Below are 21029 nucleotides of genomic sequence, written 5' to 3' on the forward strand. Positions count from 1 at the left end.
AAGCCCCGGCTGCGAACCAGGGCTTTTTTAATTAAAAGTTATGAGTTAAAAGTGAAAATTCACAATTTAGAATTCCTAATTATTTGAGCAGTGTCATCTTCCTCGTAATGCTCTGCCCTTTGCCGTAGCTGAGTTTATAGATATATACTCCGCTTGCGTGGCTTGTGCCGTCAAAAGGAACAGTATATCTGCCTGCTGAATAACTTCCTGAAGCAAGGGTTGCTATCTCTTTGCCGAGGATATCATATACTTTTAGAGTTATATCACTTTGCTCAGGGAGGGCGAACTCTATCTCAGTTATCGGGTTGAAGGGGTTGGGGTAGTTTTGGGAGAGTAAGTATTCAGTTACAATCAACGGACTGGCAACTGCTATGGTTTTTGTACTGCTCTTCTCAACAACATCACCTACATTTACTCTTCTTGCCAGTGAACTGATATGTTCAAAATTACTCTGCACTGTCAGTTTTAACTTAACCGGTGTCTCTGGCATTCCTTCCATAGTTGCCCGGAACGCAATATTGCCATAATTGCCCAGTGCATTTTTGGTATAGGTAACCTCATCCAGCAGAGCAACCTGCTGACCGCTTTCAGCATCGTTTATCGTGAGGGTGAATTTTATTTCGTCACCTTCATTCAGTTCTTCTGCCCCAAGCACAGAATCGGAGACCATAAAGCCGACTGAGTATAACAACTCTGTATTGCTGTTGACTGTAAACGGCTCTGTTTCAAGATATGAATTGATTATGCCAAGGGAATTTAGATTAATGGTGTCTGGTATCGCCTTAAATGTTATCTCCTGCCCGTTACGGCTGATATCACCTACCAGGTATTTGAAGATAACATCTCCCTTTCTGATAATTCCCTCTCTCCCTGAGCCGATTCTCAGATTCTGTTCCTTCATAAATGTTGAAAGACCGTTTGAGGAAGTAAAGAAATATGGCTGCTGTGTGGTTTTGTAGCTGTTTGCAACCATTGTGCTCTTGTCTGTGCCGTTTGAAATCTGAACATCAAACCCTTGAAGGCCTGTCACAGTTGAAATAGTGCTCAGGGTTGTGTTATTTGCAAAATAAATACCCTGACCGCCATTCTGGCTCCAGCCAAAAATGTAGCCGTTCTCTGCATCGTGACGGTTGATATTCGGTTTGTGAACATTATAACCAAACTGCCAGTACTGCCACCAGTCCGTGCTTTTGAATATTATTCTGGACTCTTCCATTTCATCAGCCCCGGTTTTATTCATACCATCCTCTATAAAGCCGACATAACCCTGCCAGGCAACACGGGCTGAGTTGCCAATTGAGGTGATGGTGGGGTAACGGTTCCAGGGATAGCCGCTTCCTCCTGACATCATTCCGCCATACTGAGTGAATGAGCCGTTTGAGTGAACAGTAACCTGCTTATAATATATATCAGAGGAACTGCCGGACGGGGAGTTTTGCTGCCAGGCAATCCAGTAAACTGGTTCATTAGCCGCGGTTTTGGATACACTGATGGTAGGGTTAACTGAGTACTGATTGGTACCGTGTATATACCAGGGATAGCCGGAGCTATCGGCATAGGAAACAGTGCTTCCATTTATGGTACCTGGGAAGAAGAAGAGACCTTTCTTATCAGAGTCCACTCTTCTGAAGACTATCATAAACTTTATGCTTCCGTTAACCGCTACAATTGGTTGTAACTCAGAAGGTGTGTGCATATTGTCACTCTGCCAGATAGCAAAATCATTCAGAAGAACTGCATCTGTGTAACCATTGAGAAGCAGTGTGCCAATCACCGGGTATCCTGAATTTTGTGATGTATAGGCAAGCAGCAGTTTATCATCTTCGTTAGTTCCGTTATTAACAAAATCCAATGAAGAAGAAAACACCTGTTCCTGGATAATCGGTTTCCCATTGTTCATAAGGGTCCACGCACCGTTTGGCATCTTTTCTTCGATGAAAAGTTTACCCATAGACTCATAAGCAGAATAGAGATAACTGTTCTTAACCCTTACAAAGTGCTGCTGTCCGTTGTTGGTATAGGTTTCGGGGTTATTGGAAAGTTGTATGCCCTTGTATAAAGCACTGACAGTGGTATTGTCCTGCTTGAATGAAACAGCAGTCTCCAAATTTTCAGGATATTGAAACTCGGCACCCACAGACGGGTTTGATATCCAATTCAAAAAATGAAAGTAGTGAGTGCGTCCAGAAGAAGGTACTGTAAAACTACCTGATGCAGAAGCTCTGATCGAGTAATTTGGAGGGAGCCAATCAGGTGAACCACTTTGATTAAGAAATACTCCTTTATAATAACTTCCAATATCCGAACCCGAAGATTTTGGATTAAACGGCGATGGGCGGGAATGAAAAACAGCATTTAATCCTAAATTTGAATACCCGTATGGCGGGGTTAAATAGGGGGAGCTATTTGCTGCAAACCACGGATCCTTAAATTCAATCTGTCCAGCATTATACCCTGCCGTGCTTTCGAATTGGTTGTTGATTACAATGCTATTCTTAACATCTACTAAAAGTGATTTGTATTCTGTGTTTTGCGGAGGAGTGTTTTCATTGAGCACCCTTTGAATTGTGGTATTTTCGAATTCTTTAAACTTAAAGTTTTCAATGAGGTTTGTATCCGCTGCGAGAATTATATTTGAATTTTCTTTTAAACTAAGTGTTTTTCTGGTAGTGTAGGATAAATATCCGTTATTCCACCACCGTTTCAGAACTCCGCTAAAAATAGAACTATTGTATTTAGTCTGTTCCAAATAAACAGTTTTATAACCCCAATCTGAATTGTATATTAGAGAAAACCCCTCCGCATTAAGCAATGTGCCAAAATTCTGGCATTGCCCCCCTGAATAATAACCTTCACGATGAATAGCTCTTACCACCCCATTCTGAATAACAGGCCCGCCAGATGAACCACCTTTGGTATCTATCTCATATTTTACATCAGATTCAGAACTACCAATCCAGGTAACTTGACCTGATGAGGACTGAAGTGCAAAGTTTAATGAACTACTAAGTTTCGCACCATATCCATAAATGGTAGCATTCGAATTCAGCGCCATTTGTCCGTTTAGATCAAGAGTCAGTGAAGTACCTTGCTTTCTTAACGGATGTTCCCCTGTTACCGAGTTAAGTTCAACATCAAATATCCAGTAGTCTAATGTTCCTAATTTCGATGGCGGATCTGTTATTATTGTATATATATGTTCTGCGGCCGGGTGATTGATCTGACCTGAGCTTGAAGATGCGGGTACATTAAATTCAATTACCCAGTGTACGGCTGGATTGCTATGATTTGCGCCATCACTATAAACATGCCTGGCAGAAATTAATTTTCCGTTTGGTGCTATAAAGCCCGTACCTATTTGTACGATTTCACCATTTGCTGCATAACCTAATATTCTTCCGACCGCATTATGGGTTGCAGAAACCCGGCTATCTTCCCCGCATACTACCCCCGGTGTCATTCCGCCTCCGGCAGTTGTTATTTGCTGTGAAAATAATTCCAGTGTTCCGAACAAGACAAAAATTAATGAAACAATATACTGTCTCATAATTCCTCCGTTTATTTTGTTGTTGTATTGTTGTTTAATTCGGATGTTATCCGATTTTTCCTCTTAAAATTATTGCTTTGTTGTTTTCCGTGGCCATGCCAATTAAAATCACCTCATTGGTATTGATTGCTATAGATTTCCAAATAGTTCTTGGAATCTCAGGAAATCCAATTTCGCTTTTGTCTTGCCATCTTACTCCATTAAAATAAAGAAAAGATGAAAAATGCCCGGCTATTGCTATCTGATTGTGAGAATTTGCCCTTACCACACTTGAATATGAATTGCTAATTAAAAGTTCTTTCCAGTTTGCAAGATTATCATTGCTTTGAAAAATTCCCGCTCCAACAGTCAGAGTCTTGAATTTGCCAATCGGAGCTATACTCATTACTTCTTTTGATTCGGGAAAGGTTAGAACTTTTTCAAACACAGTACCATTCTTTTTTAATATTATACCTCCGATGTTTCTTAAGTAAAATCCACCAGCTATCAATACCCGGCCTTCGCTATTACTGTTTATATCGTGTAGGTCAAATTCGGTACCGCTTGGAATAATCTCCCAAGAATATCCGCTATGTTTTGCAATACGACCCCCACCTCCAACTATATACACTTCAGTTGAGGATGCTGCCCAAATACCATTTACTAATGCAGGAAAACTAATATTTAGATTTAACGAGTTGATTGCACCATTCTTAAATTGAACAAAATTTCCGAACCATATTTCATCTTTGTTGATTGCATAGAGTGAATGGATAGGTCGAAATGAAGGACCAGCAGTTGTTTTATAAAACATCTGCTTCCTTTCCCATTTTAACCCATCCCAATGAACTGCATTATAAGGCTGAATATAATTACCTAATGTGTCATAGGTATAAGTATCATTAAAATATATTTCACCAACAACCCATATATCATTTTCAGAGATATAAGCAATATCATAAAAAGCACTGGAAGCCAGCCCTTCGCCAAACTCAAAAACCTCCCACGTAAAACTATGATTAGTGGTATCCATAGTTCTTACTTCTGCGGTATTGCTTATTTTATCATCCTTCCCTTCATGACGGATTATTGCACAGAATGAGTAATTGGTGGAGGGTTCAAGGTCTTCAAAAACCAAGAGGGTGTCACGGTTGAGGGAAAGCAGCCGGAGGTAATCTTTGCCATCTTTCTGGATAGCCACATCTGCCGGTTGAGAAAGGTTGCTGAACTTAAGCTCAAGCCATACCTCGGTGCAGGAGGCATCAAGTGCGCTCAGAGTAATATCGGTCTGCCCAAACGGGCTGGCTGGCTCTGAGCAGGAGTAGGTGGAGAGGGCAATAAGCGAGAGTGCTGCCCAGAAGAGTAGTTTGTAAAGTAAAATACTATATATATTCTTTAAATGATTTTTCATTTCTGGCCAACAAGATTAAAAAAGTAATCAACAGTTTCAGGTTCCTAACTAATCACTTATTTGCGACATATCCAAGTATTCTTCCGACTGCATTATGGGTTGCAGAAACCCGGCTATCTTCCCCGCATACTACCCCCGGTGTCATTCCGCCTCCGGCAGTTGTTATTTGCTGTGAAAATAATTCCAGTGTTCCGAACAAGACAAAAATTAATGAAACAACATAGTGTCTCATAATTCCTCCGTTTATTTTGTTGTTGTATTGTTGTTTAATTCGGATGTTATCCGATTTTTCCTCTTAAAATTATTGCTTTGTCATTAAAATTTGAAAACCCTACTAATATTAAGCCATCATCGTTAATGGATATTGATTGCCAAACTATTCTTGGCAATTCCGGAATCCCCAGCTCATTTTTGTCAATCCACCTAACACCATTGAAATAGAAAACAGAAGAAAAATGACCTGCTACGACTATCTGATTGTGTGCCCGGGCTCTTATAATTTCAGTATATGAAGTTCCTACCTGCAATAATTTCCAGGTAGCCATATTATCCAGACTCTGATATACACCTTCTCCGGCAGTCAGAGTTTTAATCTTACCTACAGGGGCAACACTTACTGCCTCAACTGTTGCTGGAAATGTTGTAATTTTTTGAAATTGAGTTCCATTCTTTTGAAGAATTACACTCCCTATGTTTTGAAGCGCGAGTGAGCCAGATATCAATACCCGGCCTTCGCTATTACTGTTTATATCGTGTAGGTCAAATTCGGTACCGCTCGGAATAATCTCCCAAGAATATCCGCTATGTTTTGCAATACGACCCCCACCTCCAACTATATACACTTCAGTTGAGGATGCTGCCCAAATACCCAGAACTTCTGTCGGGAAACTGATATTTACATTTATTGATTTAATTAAGCCATTTTCTAATTTTACCAAGTTACCAAACAATATTAAAGAATCACTAAGTGTAAAGACAGAGTGTATGGGGCTAAAACTAGGCCCAACAGATGTATTATAAAATATCTGTTTCCTATTCCATTTATAGCCATCCCAATGAACTGCATTATACGGTTGAATATAATTACCTAATGAATCAAATGTGTTAGTATCATTGAAGTAGAGTTCACCAACAACCCAGATATCGTTTTCAGAGATATAAGCAATATCATAAAAAGCACTGGAAGCCAACCCCTCTCCAAACTCAAAAACTTCCCAGGTAAAATTGTGGCTGGTGGTATCCATGGTTCTTACAGGGATGGTATTGCTTATTTTATCATCCTTCCCCTCATGGCGGATAATTGCACGGAATGAGTAATTGGTGGAGGGTTCCAGGTCTTCAAAAACCAAGAGTGTATCATGGTTGAGTGAGAGTATCCGGTGGTAGTCTTTGCCATCCTTCTGGATTGCCACATCTGCCGGCTGGGTAAGGTTGCTGAACTTAAGCTCAAGCCATACCTCCGTGCAGGAGGCATCATGTGCAGTCAGGGTAATATCCGTTTGCCCGAAGGGGCTGGCTGGTTCAGAGCATGAATAGGCGGAGAGGGCAAAAAGCGAGAGTGCTGACCAAGAGAGTAGTTTGTAAAAGTACCTATTTTTAGTAGCCATTCGTTCACTCCAGTCGATTGGAATAAGAAAATAGTAAATACGAACGGGACAGTTTAGATCAATATTATTGACTTAAACTGTATCAAAAAACAAAAACAACAGAAATCAATCTAAAAAGCAGGATTGTAATCGGAGAAAGTTTTTCCCTGAAGAACCCAGAATTTACTTCCCAAATGTTCTCTCACCTGGGGAGTTAATTAATTTCTTTTAGAACTCAGGTAAAAATAGCAAAAAAAAAAGATTAAAAAGCAAGAGAAAAATGAATTTTTTTCGAAAAACATTCATTTGCACCAAAATGTTTGGAATTTGTGTTAAAACAAAGATTTATCATGTGATGAGGATAAAAAAATCATGAACTATGGTACGCTGCTGCAGGGTGCACAGTCAGCCGCGGCGGATAGCGCGGAGTGAATATATATACGTCAGGCAATTTTCAACTTTTAACTTTTAATTCTTAACTTTAAATTAACCCGACCTCTTCCAGCCCTTTCTTTATTCTGCTGAAACTTAATTCGATATTATTGTCAAGACCGATGGAGAATCTGACCAGTCCGTCACTTAAGCCCATTGCATCGCGTTCTTCTGGGGGAATTTCTGATGAAGTGCTGTGTCCGGGTGAACTGAACAATGTTTTGAAATAACCAAGTGATACTGCAAGGTAGCCAACTTTGTTATTCTGCATGGCTACCATAAGCTCATCTGCTTTTTCAGGAGTGCCGCAATCAAGAGCAAGCATTCCGCCAAAACCATACTTTTTGTTCATGATTGCAGTCATAAGATTATAATGCTTGTAAGATTTGAGTCCGGGATAAAACACTTTAAGCCCGAGATTTTCTAACTGCTGAGCGATATATAAAGCATTTGCTGAATGCTGTGTTACGCGCAGATGCAATGAATGAAGATTTTTCAGAATTGATGCAGCGCGGTAACTGTCTAACACCGGCCCGAGCAGCATTGATGCACCAGAGTTGATATTGGTTAGTGCTTCCACATTTTCGTGAGAGGTGCAGATGCAGCCGGCAACGCAGTCGCTTGTTCCGTTTATGAATTTGGTGAGGGAGTGAACGATGATATCAGCACCATGCACGGCGGGGGAGATCATCAGCGGGCTGAAGGTATTGTCAACAATCAGTTTAAGGTTGTGAGAATGAGCGAGCTTGCTGAGTTTAGGCAGATTTACAACTTCAAGCAGCGGATTGCTCACCGACTCGCAGTATATAATCTTTGTGTTTGCATTTATAGCAGACTTCACTGCATCCAGATCAGTCATGTTTACGAATCTGACGGTGATACCAAGTTTTGGCAGAAAGTTTTTAAAGAGCGCGTAGGTGCCGCCGTATATAGTCCGGCTTGCAACAACTTCATCACCCGATGAGCAGAACTGTAATATACTGCAGCTTATTGCCGCCATACCGGAGGAGGTAACAATTGCGCTTTCAGTACTTTCCATACCTGCCAGTGCCTGTGAGAGATAGCGGTTGATCGGGTTCCAGTGGCGTGAGTAGAGGAAGCATCCTTCAATCTCATGCTCAAAAAGTTCTTCCATCTTTTCTGCCGAGAGAAATGTGTAGGTGGAGGAGTCGGTAATGGAAGGATTAACATCGCCGAACTCGCCAAAGACCAGGAAATCCTGAATCGGTTGTGCGGGGTCAAACTGACCATGAATTTTTTTTGTGTCACTCATTGTCGTCTCTTTCAATTGTAAGTTTTGTTTCGTGTTTAAATACCGAGAGGCAGAAATTTGTTTTTACTTTGCTTACTCCTTTGAGCATGGAAAGTTTTTCCAGAACAAACCGCTCATACTCCTTAATGCTCCGGACGGTCACCTTAAGCAGAAAATCATCTTCCCCGCTGATATGGTAACACTCCAGCACTTCATCAAGATTGTCGATACTCCGACGGAACTCATCCACAGAGTTCATCTGATGCACCGCCAGGGAAACCTGCACAAAGGCAGTGATATTCTGCCCCACTTTTTCAGCATCAATAAGAGCGATATATTTTTTGATGATGCCGCTGCTCTCAAGCCGCCGGACGCGTTCGAGCATGGTGGGGGGTGAGATGCCGACTTCTTTTGACAGGTTGAGATTGGTGATGTGGGCATCGGTTTGCAGGATGTTGAGGATTTTGATGTCGGTCTGATCGAGTTTCATGTATGTCTGAACATTATTTGCCGAATGGAAAGTTATGCTAAATAAAATTAGCTTTACCTGATAAAATACAGAATGAATGACCAATTTACAATTTTTAAAAAGGGTTTGGCTTTCTTACAGAAAGATGACAATCTGTCTTCAGCGTGGAAATCCCCCGCAGATTACGCAGATGACCGCAGATAAAAGGATCGTTCGTACAGACAGACGACAATCTGTCTTCAGCAGCGGAGTTTTTTTAACGCAAAGGAAGCGAAGTTAAGCGCGAAGTAACGCAGAGTTAAATCCAGGCAATGGGACGCGGAAGCAATGTACAATGAACGATGTACAGGTTTTGACCACGTGAAGGGTTCGGCTGAGTCATGGCACGCAGATTTTACGGATGCTTCGCAACGCGGATATTCATGGATCGAAAAAATAATTAGTAATAGGGGAGGGAGCCGGAAAACTCTGCGGAACTTTGCTTTTCTGAAGTGATTAATTACATCACCTATACGGCAACCCTCATCCCCAGCCCTTCTCCCTGAAAAGGGAGAAGGGAGCCGGAAGATTAAAAGTCGCGGCGGTTAAAGACTCTCATTCCGCCAAGGAACGGCACTGTGAACCAAACCAATAATAAAAAAAATGCCGCACCCATGCCAAGCGTGCCTGAGAAAACTGATTTATACAGAGCACCGGTGTAGCCCATCAAAGCACTGTGGTCAATATGCAGGAGCAGAATTACGCGCGCCAGGTCAAGCGGGTTAAGTGCTGAGAAGATGAGCACGGGGATTTCAATCGGGTACTCATAAAAGTAAACGGTTATGAATAAAATTATTCCATCATACATTACCGCAAAAAAGAGCCAGATAAAAATTACAAAGGTGAGTGCGCGCACTTTATCCTGTGAAACCGCGCCGGCAAAAAACGCTATATTGGAAAACACCGCTGTAACAAGCACAGAAGTAAAAATAATAAGCAGTGTAAGGGGAATCATGCTTACCGTACCAAAAATGAGTGAGGGAAGCCCCAGTCCGATCAGCAATGAGACTGAAAGAATAAGTGAAACCGCTGTATTCATTGCTATATATACACTCCGCCGCTCAACGGGCTGAGTAATCATAAAAAGGATAAAATCGGATGAGTTGTAATAGACCAGAGTTCCGAAAATAAGACTCACCAGCGGTATGACGGCGGTAACCACATGAATAAGACTGATGCTCACTTTTGTTGCGTCATTGGTGAAGTAAAAAAGCCCTGCCCATAAGAGCATAAAGAAAAGAGTATAGAGTATCAGAATCCGCGAACGGAAAAGATCACGCGCGGTATATTTTAAGATTTTGACGGTTTGATTCATAGTGATTTTTTAATACATGAGATAAAGCTGATTCGAGTGTGGCGGTGCCGTGGTGCTCCATAAGTTGAACCGGCGAGCCGCTGAAGTGTATGCGTCCTTCAAGGATATATATAAGCTGTCCGGCTATTTCCTCAATTTCGTGCATGTTGTGTGAGGAAAGCAGTACCGTGCATCCGTTTTCCTTCATGCGCAGCAGCTCTTCTTTAACCACAACTGATGTTGCCGGATCGAGATACGAAAGAGGTTCATCCAGAATGAGTACAGACGGATGAAAGAGCATGCCGAGCAGAAGACCCGCCTTCTGCTTTGTACCTCCTGAAAGGGAAGATGATTTCTTTTGAGTCTGGCCTTCAAGGTGAAGGAGAGAAACAAGCTCTTCATAACGGGAGTAAGCTGCGCTGCGGAGCTCCATCAGCATGGAAACCATATCCTCAACTGAGAGATTTGGCGGTAATGCCGACTGCTGAGGCACATATCCGGTCTCCTTTTTATACAGAGAAGACCTGGAGATGTCATGCCCGTTGATGGCTATCTCCCCTGATTCATAACGGAGAAGCCCCAACAGGCACTTCATCAGAGTTGTTTTACCGCTGCCGTTCGGACCTGCAATGGCAGTAATGGTTCCGGGTTCTATCCGGGCAGATATATCTTTTAGAATATGATTTTTGGCAAAGGATTTATTAAGATGAGATATGCTAATCATAATGCTCTCCTCATAAGAGGTTCAGTATCGGTTAAATCAGACGGAGTGAACGCGGGGAAGATTTTTTCCGTCATGTCAATAATCCCCATAAAAAAGCTCCGCATCAGTATGATTGATGAAGGATATTTGGCCGTGATTACTGAAGAAAGCCGCACCGGTGAGTGGGGCACATCTCCGACGCCGTCTTTATTCAGATCATAACCGGAATAGGTATCCCAGTAGTTGCGTTTATATTCGTTATAATTCTGGCGGCTGTTTGAAGCAACATCAAAACTGTTATTCAAAAAACTGTTGCTGAGAAACGAATTGGACTCAGAGTTTGCCATGATTTTTATCGCTGTACCGTTGCCTTGTAATATATTACCGGTGAAGTGAATTCTGGAAGAGGCCTCTATATACACGGCTATGGTGTTTCTGAGGAACTGATTGTCAGCAATGATGCTCTGGCGGATATCTTTAAGGAGAAGACCGTACGATGTAGTCCCGTTATTCTCGGAAAAAGAGTTTTTAGTCATTTCAATGTTGGTTGAATACATCACGGCAACTCCGGCGCCGTTTTTGTTAAAAGTATTTGCTGTGTAACGGCAGGAGTCTGAAAACATAAAATGAAGTCCGTATCGCAGATTACCGAAACTTTTGTTTCTTTTAATTCTGGTTTCTTTGGTGAATTCCAGATAGATTCCGTCGCGGTGGTTTGAGACAGTATTGCCCTCTACGGTAATGTTCCGGCAGTTCCATAGATGAATTCCGTTTCCCGAACTTGATTCTTTTTTGCCCGATCCGGTCAGTGTATTGTTTGTTACAACCGAGCCGGATGAGTTTGAGAAATATATCGCAAAAAAATTATTTTCGAAGGTGCAGCCGCTTATGGTTACCTGATTGCTGAGTTCTACCTTTATCGCGGCATAATCTTTCATAAAACTGGTTTGTGTTCCTCTGAAGGTGAGATTCTTGATGGTCACACGGTCATGCTGAACCGAGAGGATATCTCCGGGAGCATCTGCCAGCAGCACGGCCCTTCCTCTTCCGATCAGGGTAATCTCTTTATCAATCCGAAGCCCGGTAACAGGATAGATGCCCTCGTTAATATATACAGTATCTCCTCTGCCTGCCCGTTGTACCGAAGCAGCGAGGTCTGCTCCGGCATAGAGCGTGTGTGTGTTAGCTGCCGGGATGGCCTGGAGGATGAGCAGGCAGAAAAGAATTATGAAGATACTGTATTCTGTAACTAAAAACTGTTTCATATCAGTCGGAGTTTAGCTGGATTACTTCCTGCCAGGCAAGGATCTTGCCCTGCTCTTTGCTAAATACACTGCTGATAGCAGACTCCTGTTCAAAAGCAGCAAGATTGCCTCCCATTGGGCTGTTAACTTCAGGAGAAGTGAAAAAAACGGCTGTTGCAGCGGGGATAAGCGCTCCGGTTATCATATCGGTAACATACAACCGAGCTCCCTGATCAGCCCCGGGATTTTCGGCTATATATGCTGCAAGGCACTCAGCCGAATCAAAAAAGTGGACTTTGCCTTTTGCGGTAATCATTTCCGCGCCGAATTTCTGATCCATTACGGTCATTTCGCAGAGGAGGCAGTTTGCGTTTCCGTAATCAATCGGCTTAGGTCCGTCACTGCAGTTAAGTGAAAGGAAGGCAGGTATCAGCAGCATTGCAAGATTAAGTCCTCCGGTAGTGCTTTTCTGTTTCCCGCTGCGTATATAGATAAAAAGTCCAAGAAGGAAAGCTGCGCCGATAAACGCGCTTCCGGTATAGGGAAGCGATGTGGTGGTCATATTTAAAAGCTGTTTGGTTCCTATGAGCGGCGGCTGATACGAAAGGCCCGGTACTTTTATCGGGGCATTGGGGTCAAGGTTATGGCCGTAGTCGTAACCCCAGAGATAAAAATCATAAATTCCTATACCGCCAACAATAACCAGAAGGGCAAGCCAGCCGAGAACAAGTTTCCTTTTGCCGGCAAGTGCGGTAAGAATACCCAGCAGCGCAAATCCCATAATGATATAAGGCATGATTTTTAATTCGGGGATGCTGTCATTATCAATCACCTTCATGCCGATATAGTGATTAAGACCGTTAAGAGTATTCAGGTCGTTTGGCCTGATGCCGGTAACCTGATCAGCCCAGATATATATTCCGAGCCCCTCCGGATACTGAGGTGCATCAAGGTCAATGATCCAGATAGGAAGGAAAAGAGAGGGCACTACTAAGAGTGCGGCTAATAACATCAGAAGTCTTGATTGCTTATTCATGGTAATTTCTGTAATATCGTCAATAAAAGAAAAACGAGAAAGACCCGGCAGCCATCAAAGGGATTTTACCGCCATATCTGACTGTCAGTTCAGCAGGCCTGAGAATGCTCACAAGGGTAATGAGCGCTGGTAAAAAAGCCGCCGGGTCTTTCATCATCATTATCCGGTTACTTGCCGGTTCCGTAGGTTAACGGAATATTCTGTCTGGAAACGCGGATATATCCCTGCATTTCCTGGTGAAGCGCAGAACAGAAGTCTGAGCAGTAGAACGGGTATATACCCTGTGCTTTTGGCTCCCAGAGTATGGTTCTGGTTTCGCCCGGCATAATCAGTATTTCGGCATTATTCATGCCTTTTACCGCGAAGCCGTGCGGAACATCCCAGTCCTGCTCAAGATTAGTAATGTGGAAATATACTTTATCGCCGGGACGGATGCCTTCGATATTGTCAGGCGAGAAATGGCTGCGGCTTGCAGTCATATAGACGTGTACGGTATTGCCGCTCCGCTCAACGCGGCTTTCTTTTTCCGAACGTGTTATATAAGGATGCTTATTTTTTTCAATCGGATAAACTTTCATGAAATCCTTGGTGAGCAGATCCGCGCGGATACCCTGCGCATAGTGAGGTTCACCAATGGTAGGGAAGTCCAGCAGAAGCTTCATCTTTTCACCGCTGATATCAATAAGCTGTGCTGACTGCGTAAGAGCAGGTCCGGTGGGCAGATAACGGTCTTTGGTGATTTTATTAAGAGCGACAAGATATTTGCCGTCTGGTTTGCGGGTATCTCCGCCCATAACCATAAGGTGACCGATTGAGTAATATACTGGAATACGGTCAACCACTTCCCAGGTGCCGATTTTCCATTTTACCACTTCTGAAGAAATAAATGCGGATGTATACGCGTATCCTTTGTCATCAAACTCGGTGTGAAGAGGTCCGAGACCCGGATCTTTTACTTCGCCTGCAATAATTTCGTTGTATTTAAGAACAGGAATTCCGTTTACGTTACCCTCAAAAGATTCTTTTTCTATTGCGGATTTGATTTTTGAAAATGAGTGGACCGGAATCAGTGATGCAAGTTTACCGCCTGCTGCTATATATTCACCTGACGGATCAACGTCAACGCCGTGGGGTGATTTAGGGGTCGGAAGGAAGTAGATAAGTCCGGGGCAGTCTTTCGGGTCAAGCATTTTAACCGTGGTAATCTTCTGGCTGACCGCTGACTGTGTGCTGTGGTCCATATAGTTGTGATAGTAGGTGCCGGGGAAGTCTTTAGCTTTTCCTTTAGCAACATATTCTTCCGCGAGTTTCCAGTTAACAGCGGCGATAAAATCTTTATCATTCTTTGATGCATTAATTTCAAGCAGAGTATTTGCCTGCTCGGAGTTATATGAAGTAAAGAACGCCCAGCCGTGTGAAGCGCCTTTGCCTGAACGGGCGAGATCATAGTGGAAGCCCGGCATCATTATCTGGAAAGCAAGATTCATTCTTCCGGTTTCTTTATCAACTTTAATAAAGGAAATAGTGCCGTGGAAGTTTTCTTTATAGGTTGCAATTGAAGGGTCAGCATCACCGAAGGGAACGCTGAATCTGGTTGAAGCAACCACATATTCAGAATTTTCAGTGGTGAAAGGGGAGCCGTGGTTGCCGGCTGAGTTTGGAATTTCAATAATTTCCGCAGTTTCAAACTCTTTAAGATCAATGCGTGCAATACGGGGAGTGTTGTTTCCGTTTATGAATATCCATTTGCCGTCTGCAACGCCATCGGTCTGGGAAAGTGAAGGATGATGAGCATCATCCCAGGGCACAAAGCCGTGAGAAGTATTGAGCATTGGTTTGGTTTCTTCAGAATAACCGTAACCGGTTTCAGGATTCTGTGAGAAAACAGAAATTACCTTAAAGAGACGGCCTGAAGGGAGACCATAGACAGAAAGCTGTCCGCTGAATCCGCCGCTCATGAATCCGTAGAACTCATCCTGTGAGCCGGGTTTAACATATACCTTTGCGGCAGCATCACCGGTATCGAGTGATGAGTTTGAGTTGCCACAGCCGTACCAGGTAAGCAGCAGTGAAGCCGCAAAAAGAAATAGAATAACAGAACCTTTTTTCATGGATCAGCTCCTGATTATTTTTTGATTTGTGATGATGTGTGTCTGAAATATTCGAGCAGTTTGAGTGCATCTTCCATAGTTACATTCTGAAATGGCATGGGCGTCATATATTCGGCGAGCATCTTTTTTGCTTCGGGGTGTTTCTGCAGCATGCCTTCGGGGTTCATAATCATATTGACGACGTATTCAGGTGACCGTCTGATGAGAACATCTGCCTGTGCGGGTCCGACATAGCGCTCGTCAAGTTTATGGCAGGCGGAGCACTTTTCGGTAAAGATTTTTTCGCCGTCTTTTACTTTCATCATGTCAAGTTCAGCCAGGGAAAGTTTGGTTTTGATCGGGCCGACGCCGTTTTCCATTTCGAATTCGGTCAGGCCGTATTCGTTGGTCTTGTTGGGGTCCTCAGCGGCCGGTTCGGGAGTATCTTTTTTATCAGAGCATGCAGCCAGCAGAAATGCCATTGCCAGCAGGGTCAGCAGGGAGAGTTTTTTCATGTTGTATTCCTTATGTACTAATCGGATAAAATTGTCTGATTCATCTTGTTAAAAAAATCCGTTTTCTTCTGAGGGATACGCAGCTTAGAAATCGGATAAAATTATCTGATTCAAAATTACGGTTTTCTTTTGATACTGTCAAGTAAAATCGGAAGGGAGTAAAATCGAAATTTGGGGGGATGTGCGAAAATTGGCAAAAATGGATGATTAAACCGGAGAACCGGAAAAATTCGCCCGGAACTTAGACTTTCCGCGGATTTTGGTCGAAAAATTATTTCGGTAGAGACAATGCAAATGCTAACCGGATGTTTTATTGATAACGGTCCTCTGCATTTGCGTCGTCTCAGGGAAGAACGGGAGGACGAAGATTCGGGAAAACGCAGATACGCGATGGGATAATTCAAGGTATGTTACACGCAGACACGCGATGAGACGATGCGAGGTATGTTACACACAGATACGCGATGAGACGACGCAATCGCAAAAATCTTTCGTATATAGTTGTCTATCCTGGCGATTGCATCGTCTTTACGAAAAAATGGAATGAATTGCTGTAGAGACGATGCAAATGCTAACCGGATGTTTTATTGATGACGGTCCTCTGCATTTGCGTCGTCTCAGGGAAGAACGGGAGGGCGAAGATTTGGTAAAACACAGATACGCGATGGGGAGATGATAGTTATGTTAAACGCAGATACGCGATGAGACGACGCAATCGCAAAAATCTTTCGTATATAATTGTCTATCCTGGCGATTGCATCGTCTCTACGATTGCATCGTCACAACGGGGATGCATCGTCTGATGGAAGATTTACACAACCAGATTTTCTTTGAGTTCGGGCGCTGCTTTGGGAATTTCGATATATACGGTTGTGCCATCCGGGGCATGGCTGGTAAGGGTTACCGTGCCGTGCAGGAAGTTTTCCGTAAAGAGCTTTACGCTGTAGGTGCCGAGTCCGTGGCCCGGTTCTTTCTTGGTGGTGAATGAACGCTGGAAAAGCTGACTTTTAATCCTTTGCGGAAGCACTTTGGGATTGTTTACGCTGAAGACGACCGTGTTTTCCAGAACCGTATATCCGGCGGTTATCCGTTCCCCGGGAAGGCTTGCTTCCAGCGCGTTTTTGATAAGATTGCCAACCACTCGGGAAAGCAGGACTTTGTCAGCATAGATATCTGCATTTTCATCTTCATCAAGAAGCAGTTCTTTCCCCTCAGCGGCTTTGTGCCCGGCATAGAGTGATTTCATCTCACGCATGAAAGGAGTTATCTTAAACCAGGATGGCTGCGCAAAAAGCTCCCCTTTTTCAGCCGAGAGGAGATCGCGGTGCAGTTTAATTTCATCAATCAGCCGTTCGGTCAGATTCATCATCATGGTAACTTCTTCGGTGGTGGCATCAGTTTCCATGGCAATAAGACTGGCAAGTCCCTGAAGCCCGCCGGCAGTATTCAGCACATCGTGAAAGAAAACCCGCTCAAGAATTTTCTTTCTTTTTTCGGCACTTATATCGCGCAGAGAGAGAATCAGAAAATCATACGGCCCAAGCTGCAGCGGAGTGGCCATTACCTCAAACTCAGCGGCATCCGAAGCTTTAAGAGTCAGGTGACATTCATTCACAGATTTGGAGTTGGTTTCAGCACAGTTAACGATGGAGTTAACCGCGCCGCAGGTACGACAGTTGATGGAGGTGCCGCAGCCATTGGGAGCATTTTTGGCATTAACGCATTCAACAGCATCGCCGAATCTCTTACCCCGGACATCCTCCATGGAATCAAATCCGAAAGTACGGAGGAATTTTTCATTCCCCCCGATTATTTCGCGGTTTTTATTAAGGATCAGGATAAACTCAGGCATCGCCTCGAGACAGGCAAGAAGAAGACGGTTTCCGGCAATGAACTCACTTTCAGTGTAGATCAATTCGTCAGGTGTTTTCTCTGCCGGTAAAAATTCAGTCGCTAGCATATTTGCTTCCCTTCTCCTGGAAAATATCATATAATTGTAATACAGCTTGTCCTGGGTTTTGAAAATTCCTGCAAATTTTGTGCCGGAGAGAACACCGGGTGCTAAAAGAAAAAGAAGAAGTAGAGAAAAACAGAAATGAGGATTATTTCAACAATTATCAGAAGCGGCGGCAATGATAGTATAGTATCAATAAGTGAAACAGGAGCTTTTTTCCCTGGCTGCCGCGGATTTTGCTGATCATGATCCTGATTGCTCATAATTCACCGCCGGGATGAAATGTAAGTTTTCTCAACATTGAGAGAAATTTTTTCATTTGCAGTACTCTACCATAGTTTGTCATTGCCAGTTCAATTAGCGAGGAAATGTTACCTGATGAATTTTACTAAAATACGTGCTTTTTATGAAAGATTTATACCGCTCACTGAGGGAATGTGGAGAGAACTTGAAAGCTGTCTGACGGTCAGAGAGTTAAAAAAAGGTGAGATTTTTATCCGAGAGGGAGAACGCTGTGATTACGTGAGTTTTTTGGAGGAAGGCCTGCTTCGTATGTACTATCTTAAGGAGGGGAAGGAGGTATCTGCCGCGTTTTTCTTTTCAGGTATTTATCTTTCGGTCTATGACAGTTTTGTAACCCGCTCCCCTTCACGGGTTTGTGTAGATGCCCTGACTGACTCGGTATTAATTAATCTGGATTATGATTCCGTGCAGACACTTTACCGGATGAATCCGGAATTTGAAAAATTCGGACGGCTGATTGCAGAAGCGATTCTGGTATCCACCAATAAAAGAATGATGTCCCTTATGCTTGATGATCCGGAAACCCGGTATAAAAATCTTCTTAAAGAACGTCCTAAAGTAATCCAGCATATACCGCAATATATGATAGCTTCCTACCTTGGAGTGACCCCTGAAGGACTGAGCAGAATTAAAAAAAGAATCCACACAAATGTTCAGGATGGTTAAAAATAGCCTGACGGCAGATTTCTTAACCTGAATCAATGCCCCTGCATGCGCCGGTTAGTAAGTTATGGGAGTAAATATAATTTATTCAGAGGGCAAAAAATCATGAAAGTACCAGTTTATCTCACAGCACTGCTGTTTCTTTTTGCGCAGGCGGTTTTTCCGGCGGAAGGACCGTCAGGTTCAGTTACAGGAAGAATAACGGATGCAGTAACCCGCCAGCCGCTGCCGGGGGTTAATATCCTTGTGACGGGAACTACCTATGGTGCCGCGACCGATGCACAGGGAAAGTTTGAAATTACCGGTCTTCCTGTGGGGACGTATATCCTGCGCATCTCTTTTCTGGGCTATGAGCCGGTATATATATCTGATGTTGTAGTACGCAGCAGCAGAGCAACGGTCGTGGAACATGCCCTGCGTGAAGCAGCGGTAGAGACTGGCGAGATTCTGGTTGAAGGGGGGAAATACTTTGAAACAACCGCGGGAACCACGGTAAGCACACAGACGATGGGTTATGAGGAAATACGTAGAAGTGCCGGAGCCGCGGGGGATGTTCTCAGACTCGTGCAGGTAATGCCGGGTGTGGTTATTGCAAACGATACACGGAACGATCTGATTGTCCGCGGAGGCACGCCGGCGGAAAATCTTATTATAATAGATAATATTGAATTCCCCTCAATTAATCATTACGCTTCCCAGAACAGCAGCGGCGGGCCGATAAGTATGTTGAACACTGAGTTTATCAATGAGGCGAACTTTCTCTCCGGAGGATTTAACGCGCAGTATGGCGACCGGCTCTCCTCGGTGCTGGATATATCACTCAGGGAAGGGAGCAGGCAGAATCATGCTTTTGATCTGGAGATGGGACTCGCCGGATTTGGAGCAATGGCTGAAGGGCCGCTTGCCGGCAAGGGATCATATATATTCTCACTCAGAAGAAGCTATCTTGAACTGCTGAAGGATGCCATCGCGCTCACCGCGGTTCCAGAATACTGGAATTATAATACAAAATTTGTCTTTGAACCGGATAACAGCAATAAACTCTGGCTGGTGAGCATGGGGGGTATTGATGAAATAGACTTTAACGTGGATCCGAATGACCCCGAAGACCCAAGCATGAACGGTGTTAAGGATGAGGGCTGGCAGTCAGTGACCGGACTCAACTGGCAGCATCTCTACGGAAATTCAGGATTCGGTGTTCTGGGATTATCAGACGGTATATACTTTGACAAATCACTGGTAACCGATGAGCAGAATGGCGGTATAACCATCCTGAGCCAGAACAGTTACGACGGAGTTACCAATCTGCGGTATGATGCAACTCTGAACTTCAGAAAGACCGGCATCCTGAAAGCAGGCGCCATGCTCAAACGAATCAGGGCACGGTATGATCTTTCTCAGCCCTTCGGTCTGGAGAACTCATTTTCTTCCGACACCGCAAGAGTAAACGCAGTGTTTATTTCGGAGAATTATACATCCTATCTGCCATCGGTATATGCAGAGTTCTCGCCTGAACTTGGCGGGTTATTAGAAGTGACCGCCGGACTCAGGTATGACCGGTTTTCAGTACTGGGTGAATCGGAAATCAGTCCGCGTATTTCTGCACGCTTTCATGCAACCGACAAACTATCATTTTCGGGGGCTTACGGCATCTACTATCAGTCTCCGTCACTTATCTATATAAAAGCAGATCCGCTGAATGAGCAGCTAAAGCCTATCCGGTCAAGACAGGCAGTCATCGGATCGAATTACTTTCCCGTACCAGATATCAGGATAAGTCTGGAAGGGTATTATAAAGTATATGACCGGTACCCTGTTAGTACTGAATATACCGCGCTCACTCTTGCAAATACGGGAGACAGTTTTGGGGCGGGGGGTCTGCTCTTCCCGATGGTGAGTGAAGGAACGGGAACATCATACGGGCTTGAACTGTATCTGCAGAAAAAACTGACAGATAATCTTTACGGTCAGGTAAGCTATTCGTTCTCAAACACAAAGCACAAGGCGCTTGACGGCATTGAACGGAGAGCCAGTTTTGATATACCTCATATCTTTACAATAGTCGGGGGATATAAATCGGGCGAATGGGAATTATCGGCAAAATTTGCCTACTCAAAAGGAAGACCATACACACCGTTTGATCAGGCAGTATCATTCGCGCAGAACAGAGGAGTACTTGATATGACAAAACTGAACGGCGCCAGACTGCCGGATTATCAGCGGCTTGATCTTCGCATGGATAAACGCTTCAACTATGAAGGATGGAGCATGGTATTCTTCGTAGAGATTCTGAATGTATATAATCATAAGAATATACAGAACTATATTTGGAATCCTAAAACCCGGAGGCAGGCATCCCTGAATCAGTATTCGTTTCTTCCCGCTGCCGGATTCAATCTGAAATTTTAATGTTTTTTATGAATGGTCAAACCAGGACGGTAAGTGGTACATACAAAATTGTACGTTTGACTTTAGCTGCTGATATTACTTATCCTGTTTTGTTCAAATTATG

Annotated in this window: 17 protein-coding genes; 2 read left to right on the forward strand and 15 right to left on the reverse strand. The window is 43.6% G+C overall.

The features are described from left to right. Positions 1–79: 79 nt before the first annotated feature. From HRU80_03930 to HRU80_04000, 15 genes are all read right to left on the reverse strand, one after another. Positions 80–3547, reverse strand: a complete 3468-nt coding sequence (locus HRU80_03930) for a T9SS type A sorting domain-containing protein (GenBank protein QOJ28066.1) — start codon at positions 3545–3547, stop codon at positions 80–82. Between the two features lie 46 nt (positions 3548–3593). Continuing rightward, positions 3594–4937 carry a hypothetical protein gene (locus HRU80_03935; protein ID QOJ28067.1) on the reverse strand — a complete coding sequence of 448 codons (1344 nt, stop codon included), beginning with the start codon at positions 4935–4937 and terminating at the stop codon, positions 3594–3596. A 52-nt stretch (positions 4938–4989) separates the two neighbouring features. Further along, positions 4990–5169 carry a hypothetical protein gene (locus HRU80_03940; protein QOJ28068.1) on the reverse strand — a complete coding sequence of 60 codons (180 nt, stop codon included), beginning with the start codon at positions 5167–5169 and terminating at the stop codon, positions 4990–4992. Positions 5170–5215: 46 nt separating this feature from the next. Further along, complete coding sequence (locus tag HRU80_03945; protein QOJ28069.1) at positions 5216–6544, reverse strand: hypothetical protein; 1329 nt, start codon at positions 6542–6544, stop codon at positions 5216–5218. 460 nt (positions 6545–7004) lie between these two features. Next, positions 7005–8228 (reverse strand): aminotransferase class I/II-fold pyridoxal phosphate-dependent enzyme, encoded by a 1224-nt coding sequence (locus tag HRU80_03950; protein ID QOJ28070.1) that lies wholly within the window; start codon positions 8226–8228, stop codon positions 7005–7007. Beyond that, positions 8221–8697 (reverse strand): Lrp/AsnC family transcriptional regulator, encoded by a 477-nt coding sequence (locus HRU80_03955; GenBank protein ID QOJ28071.1) that lies wholly within the window; start codon positions 8695–8697, stop codon positions 8221–8223. Before HRU80_03955 ends, HRU80_03950 begins: the two co-directional genes overlap by 8 nt. A 547-nt stretch (positions 8698–9244) precedes the next feature. Continuing rightward, positions 9245–10030, reverse strand: a complete 786-nt coding sequence (locus HRU80_03960) for an ABC transporter permease subunit (GenBank protein ID QOJ28072.1) — start codon at positions 10028–10030, stop codon at positions 9245–9247. Beyond that, on the reverse strand, positions 9990–10733 hold the full coding sequence (locus tag HRU80_03965; protein ID QOJ28073.1) for an ABC transporter ATP-binding protein: 744 nt from the start codon (positions 10731–10733) through the stop codon (positions 9990–9992). Before HRU80_03965 ends, HRU80_03960 begins: the two co-directional genes overlap by 41 nt. Next, positions 10730–11977: a nitrous oxide reductase family maturation protein NosD gene (gene nosD, locus HRU80_03970; protein ID QOJ28074.1), complete on the reverse strand. Its 1248-nt coding sequence runs from the start codon at positions 11975–11977 to the stop codon at positions 10730–10732. Before nosD ends, HRU80_03965 begins: the two co-directional genes overlap by 4 nt. A 1-nt stretch (position 11978) precedes the next feature. Beyond that, entirely contained in the window at positions 11979–12992 is a 1014-nt protein-coding gene (locus HRU80_03975; protein QOJ28075.1) for a nitrous oxide reductase accessory protein NosL, read from the reverse strand. Between the two features lie 19 nt (positions 12993–13011). Next, positions 13012–13152 (reverse strand): hypothetical protein, encoded by a 141-nt coding sequence (locus HRU80_03980; GenBank protein QOJ28076.1) that lies wholly within the window; start codon positions 13150–13152, stop codon positions 13012–13014. 7 nt (positions 13153–13159) lie between these two features. Beyond that, on the reverse strand, positions 13160–15103 hold the full coding sequence (gene nosZ, locus HRU80_03985; protein ID QOJ28077.1) for a Sec-dependent nitrous-oxide reductase: 1944 nt from the start codon (positions 15101–15103) through the stop codon (positions 13160–13162). Between the two features lie 14 nt (positions 15104–15117). Continuing rightward, complete coding sequence (locus tag HRU80_03990) at positions 15118–15597, reverse strand: cytochrome c (protein ID QOJ28078.1); 480 nt, start codon at positions 15595–15597, stop codon at positions 15118–15120. 811 nt (positions 15598–16408) lie between these two features. After that, positions 16409–17557, reverse strand: a complete 1149-nt coding sequence (locus HRU80_03995) for a HAMP domain-containing histidine kinase (GenBank protein QOJ28079.1) — start codon at positions 17555–17557, stop codon at positions 16409–16411. A 101-nt stretch (positions 17558–17658) separates the two neighbouring features. Then, positions 17659–17814, reverse strand: a complete 156-nt coding sequence (locus HRU80_04000) for a hypothetical protein (GenBank protein QOJ28080.1) — start codon at positions 17812–17814, stop codon at positions 17659–17661. 115 nt (positions 17815–17929) lie between these two features. Here HRU80_04000 and HRU80_04005 point away from each other — a divergent pair, with 115 nt between their 5' ends. Further along, complete coding sequence (locus HRU80_04005) at positions 17930–18520, forward strand: Crp/Fnr family transcriptional regulator (protein ID QOJ28081.1); 591 nt, start codon at positions 17930–17932, stop codon at positions 18518–18520. A 102-nt stretch (positions 18521–18622) separates the two neighbouring features. Further along, positions 18623–20926 (forward strand): TonB-dependent receptor, encoded by a 2304-nt coding sequence (locus HRU80_04010; protein ID QOJ28082.1) that lies wholly within the window; start codon positions 18623–18625, stop codon positions 20924–20926. Positions 20927–21029: the final 103 nt, after the last annotated feature.

This window comes from Ignavibacteriales bacterium (assembly GCA_015709675.1).
Classification (GTDB): domain Bacteria; phylum Bacteroidota; class Ignavibacteria; order Ignavibacteriales; family Ignavibacteriaceae; genus H2-BAC3.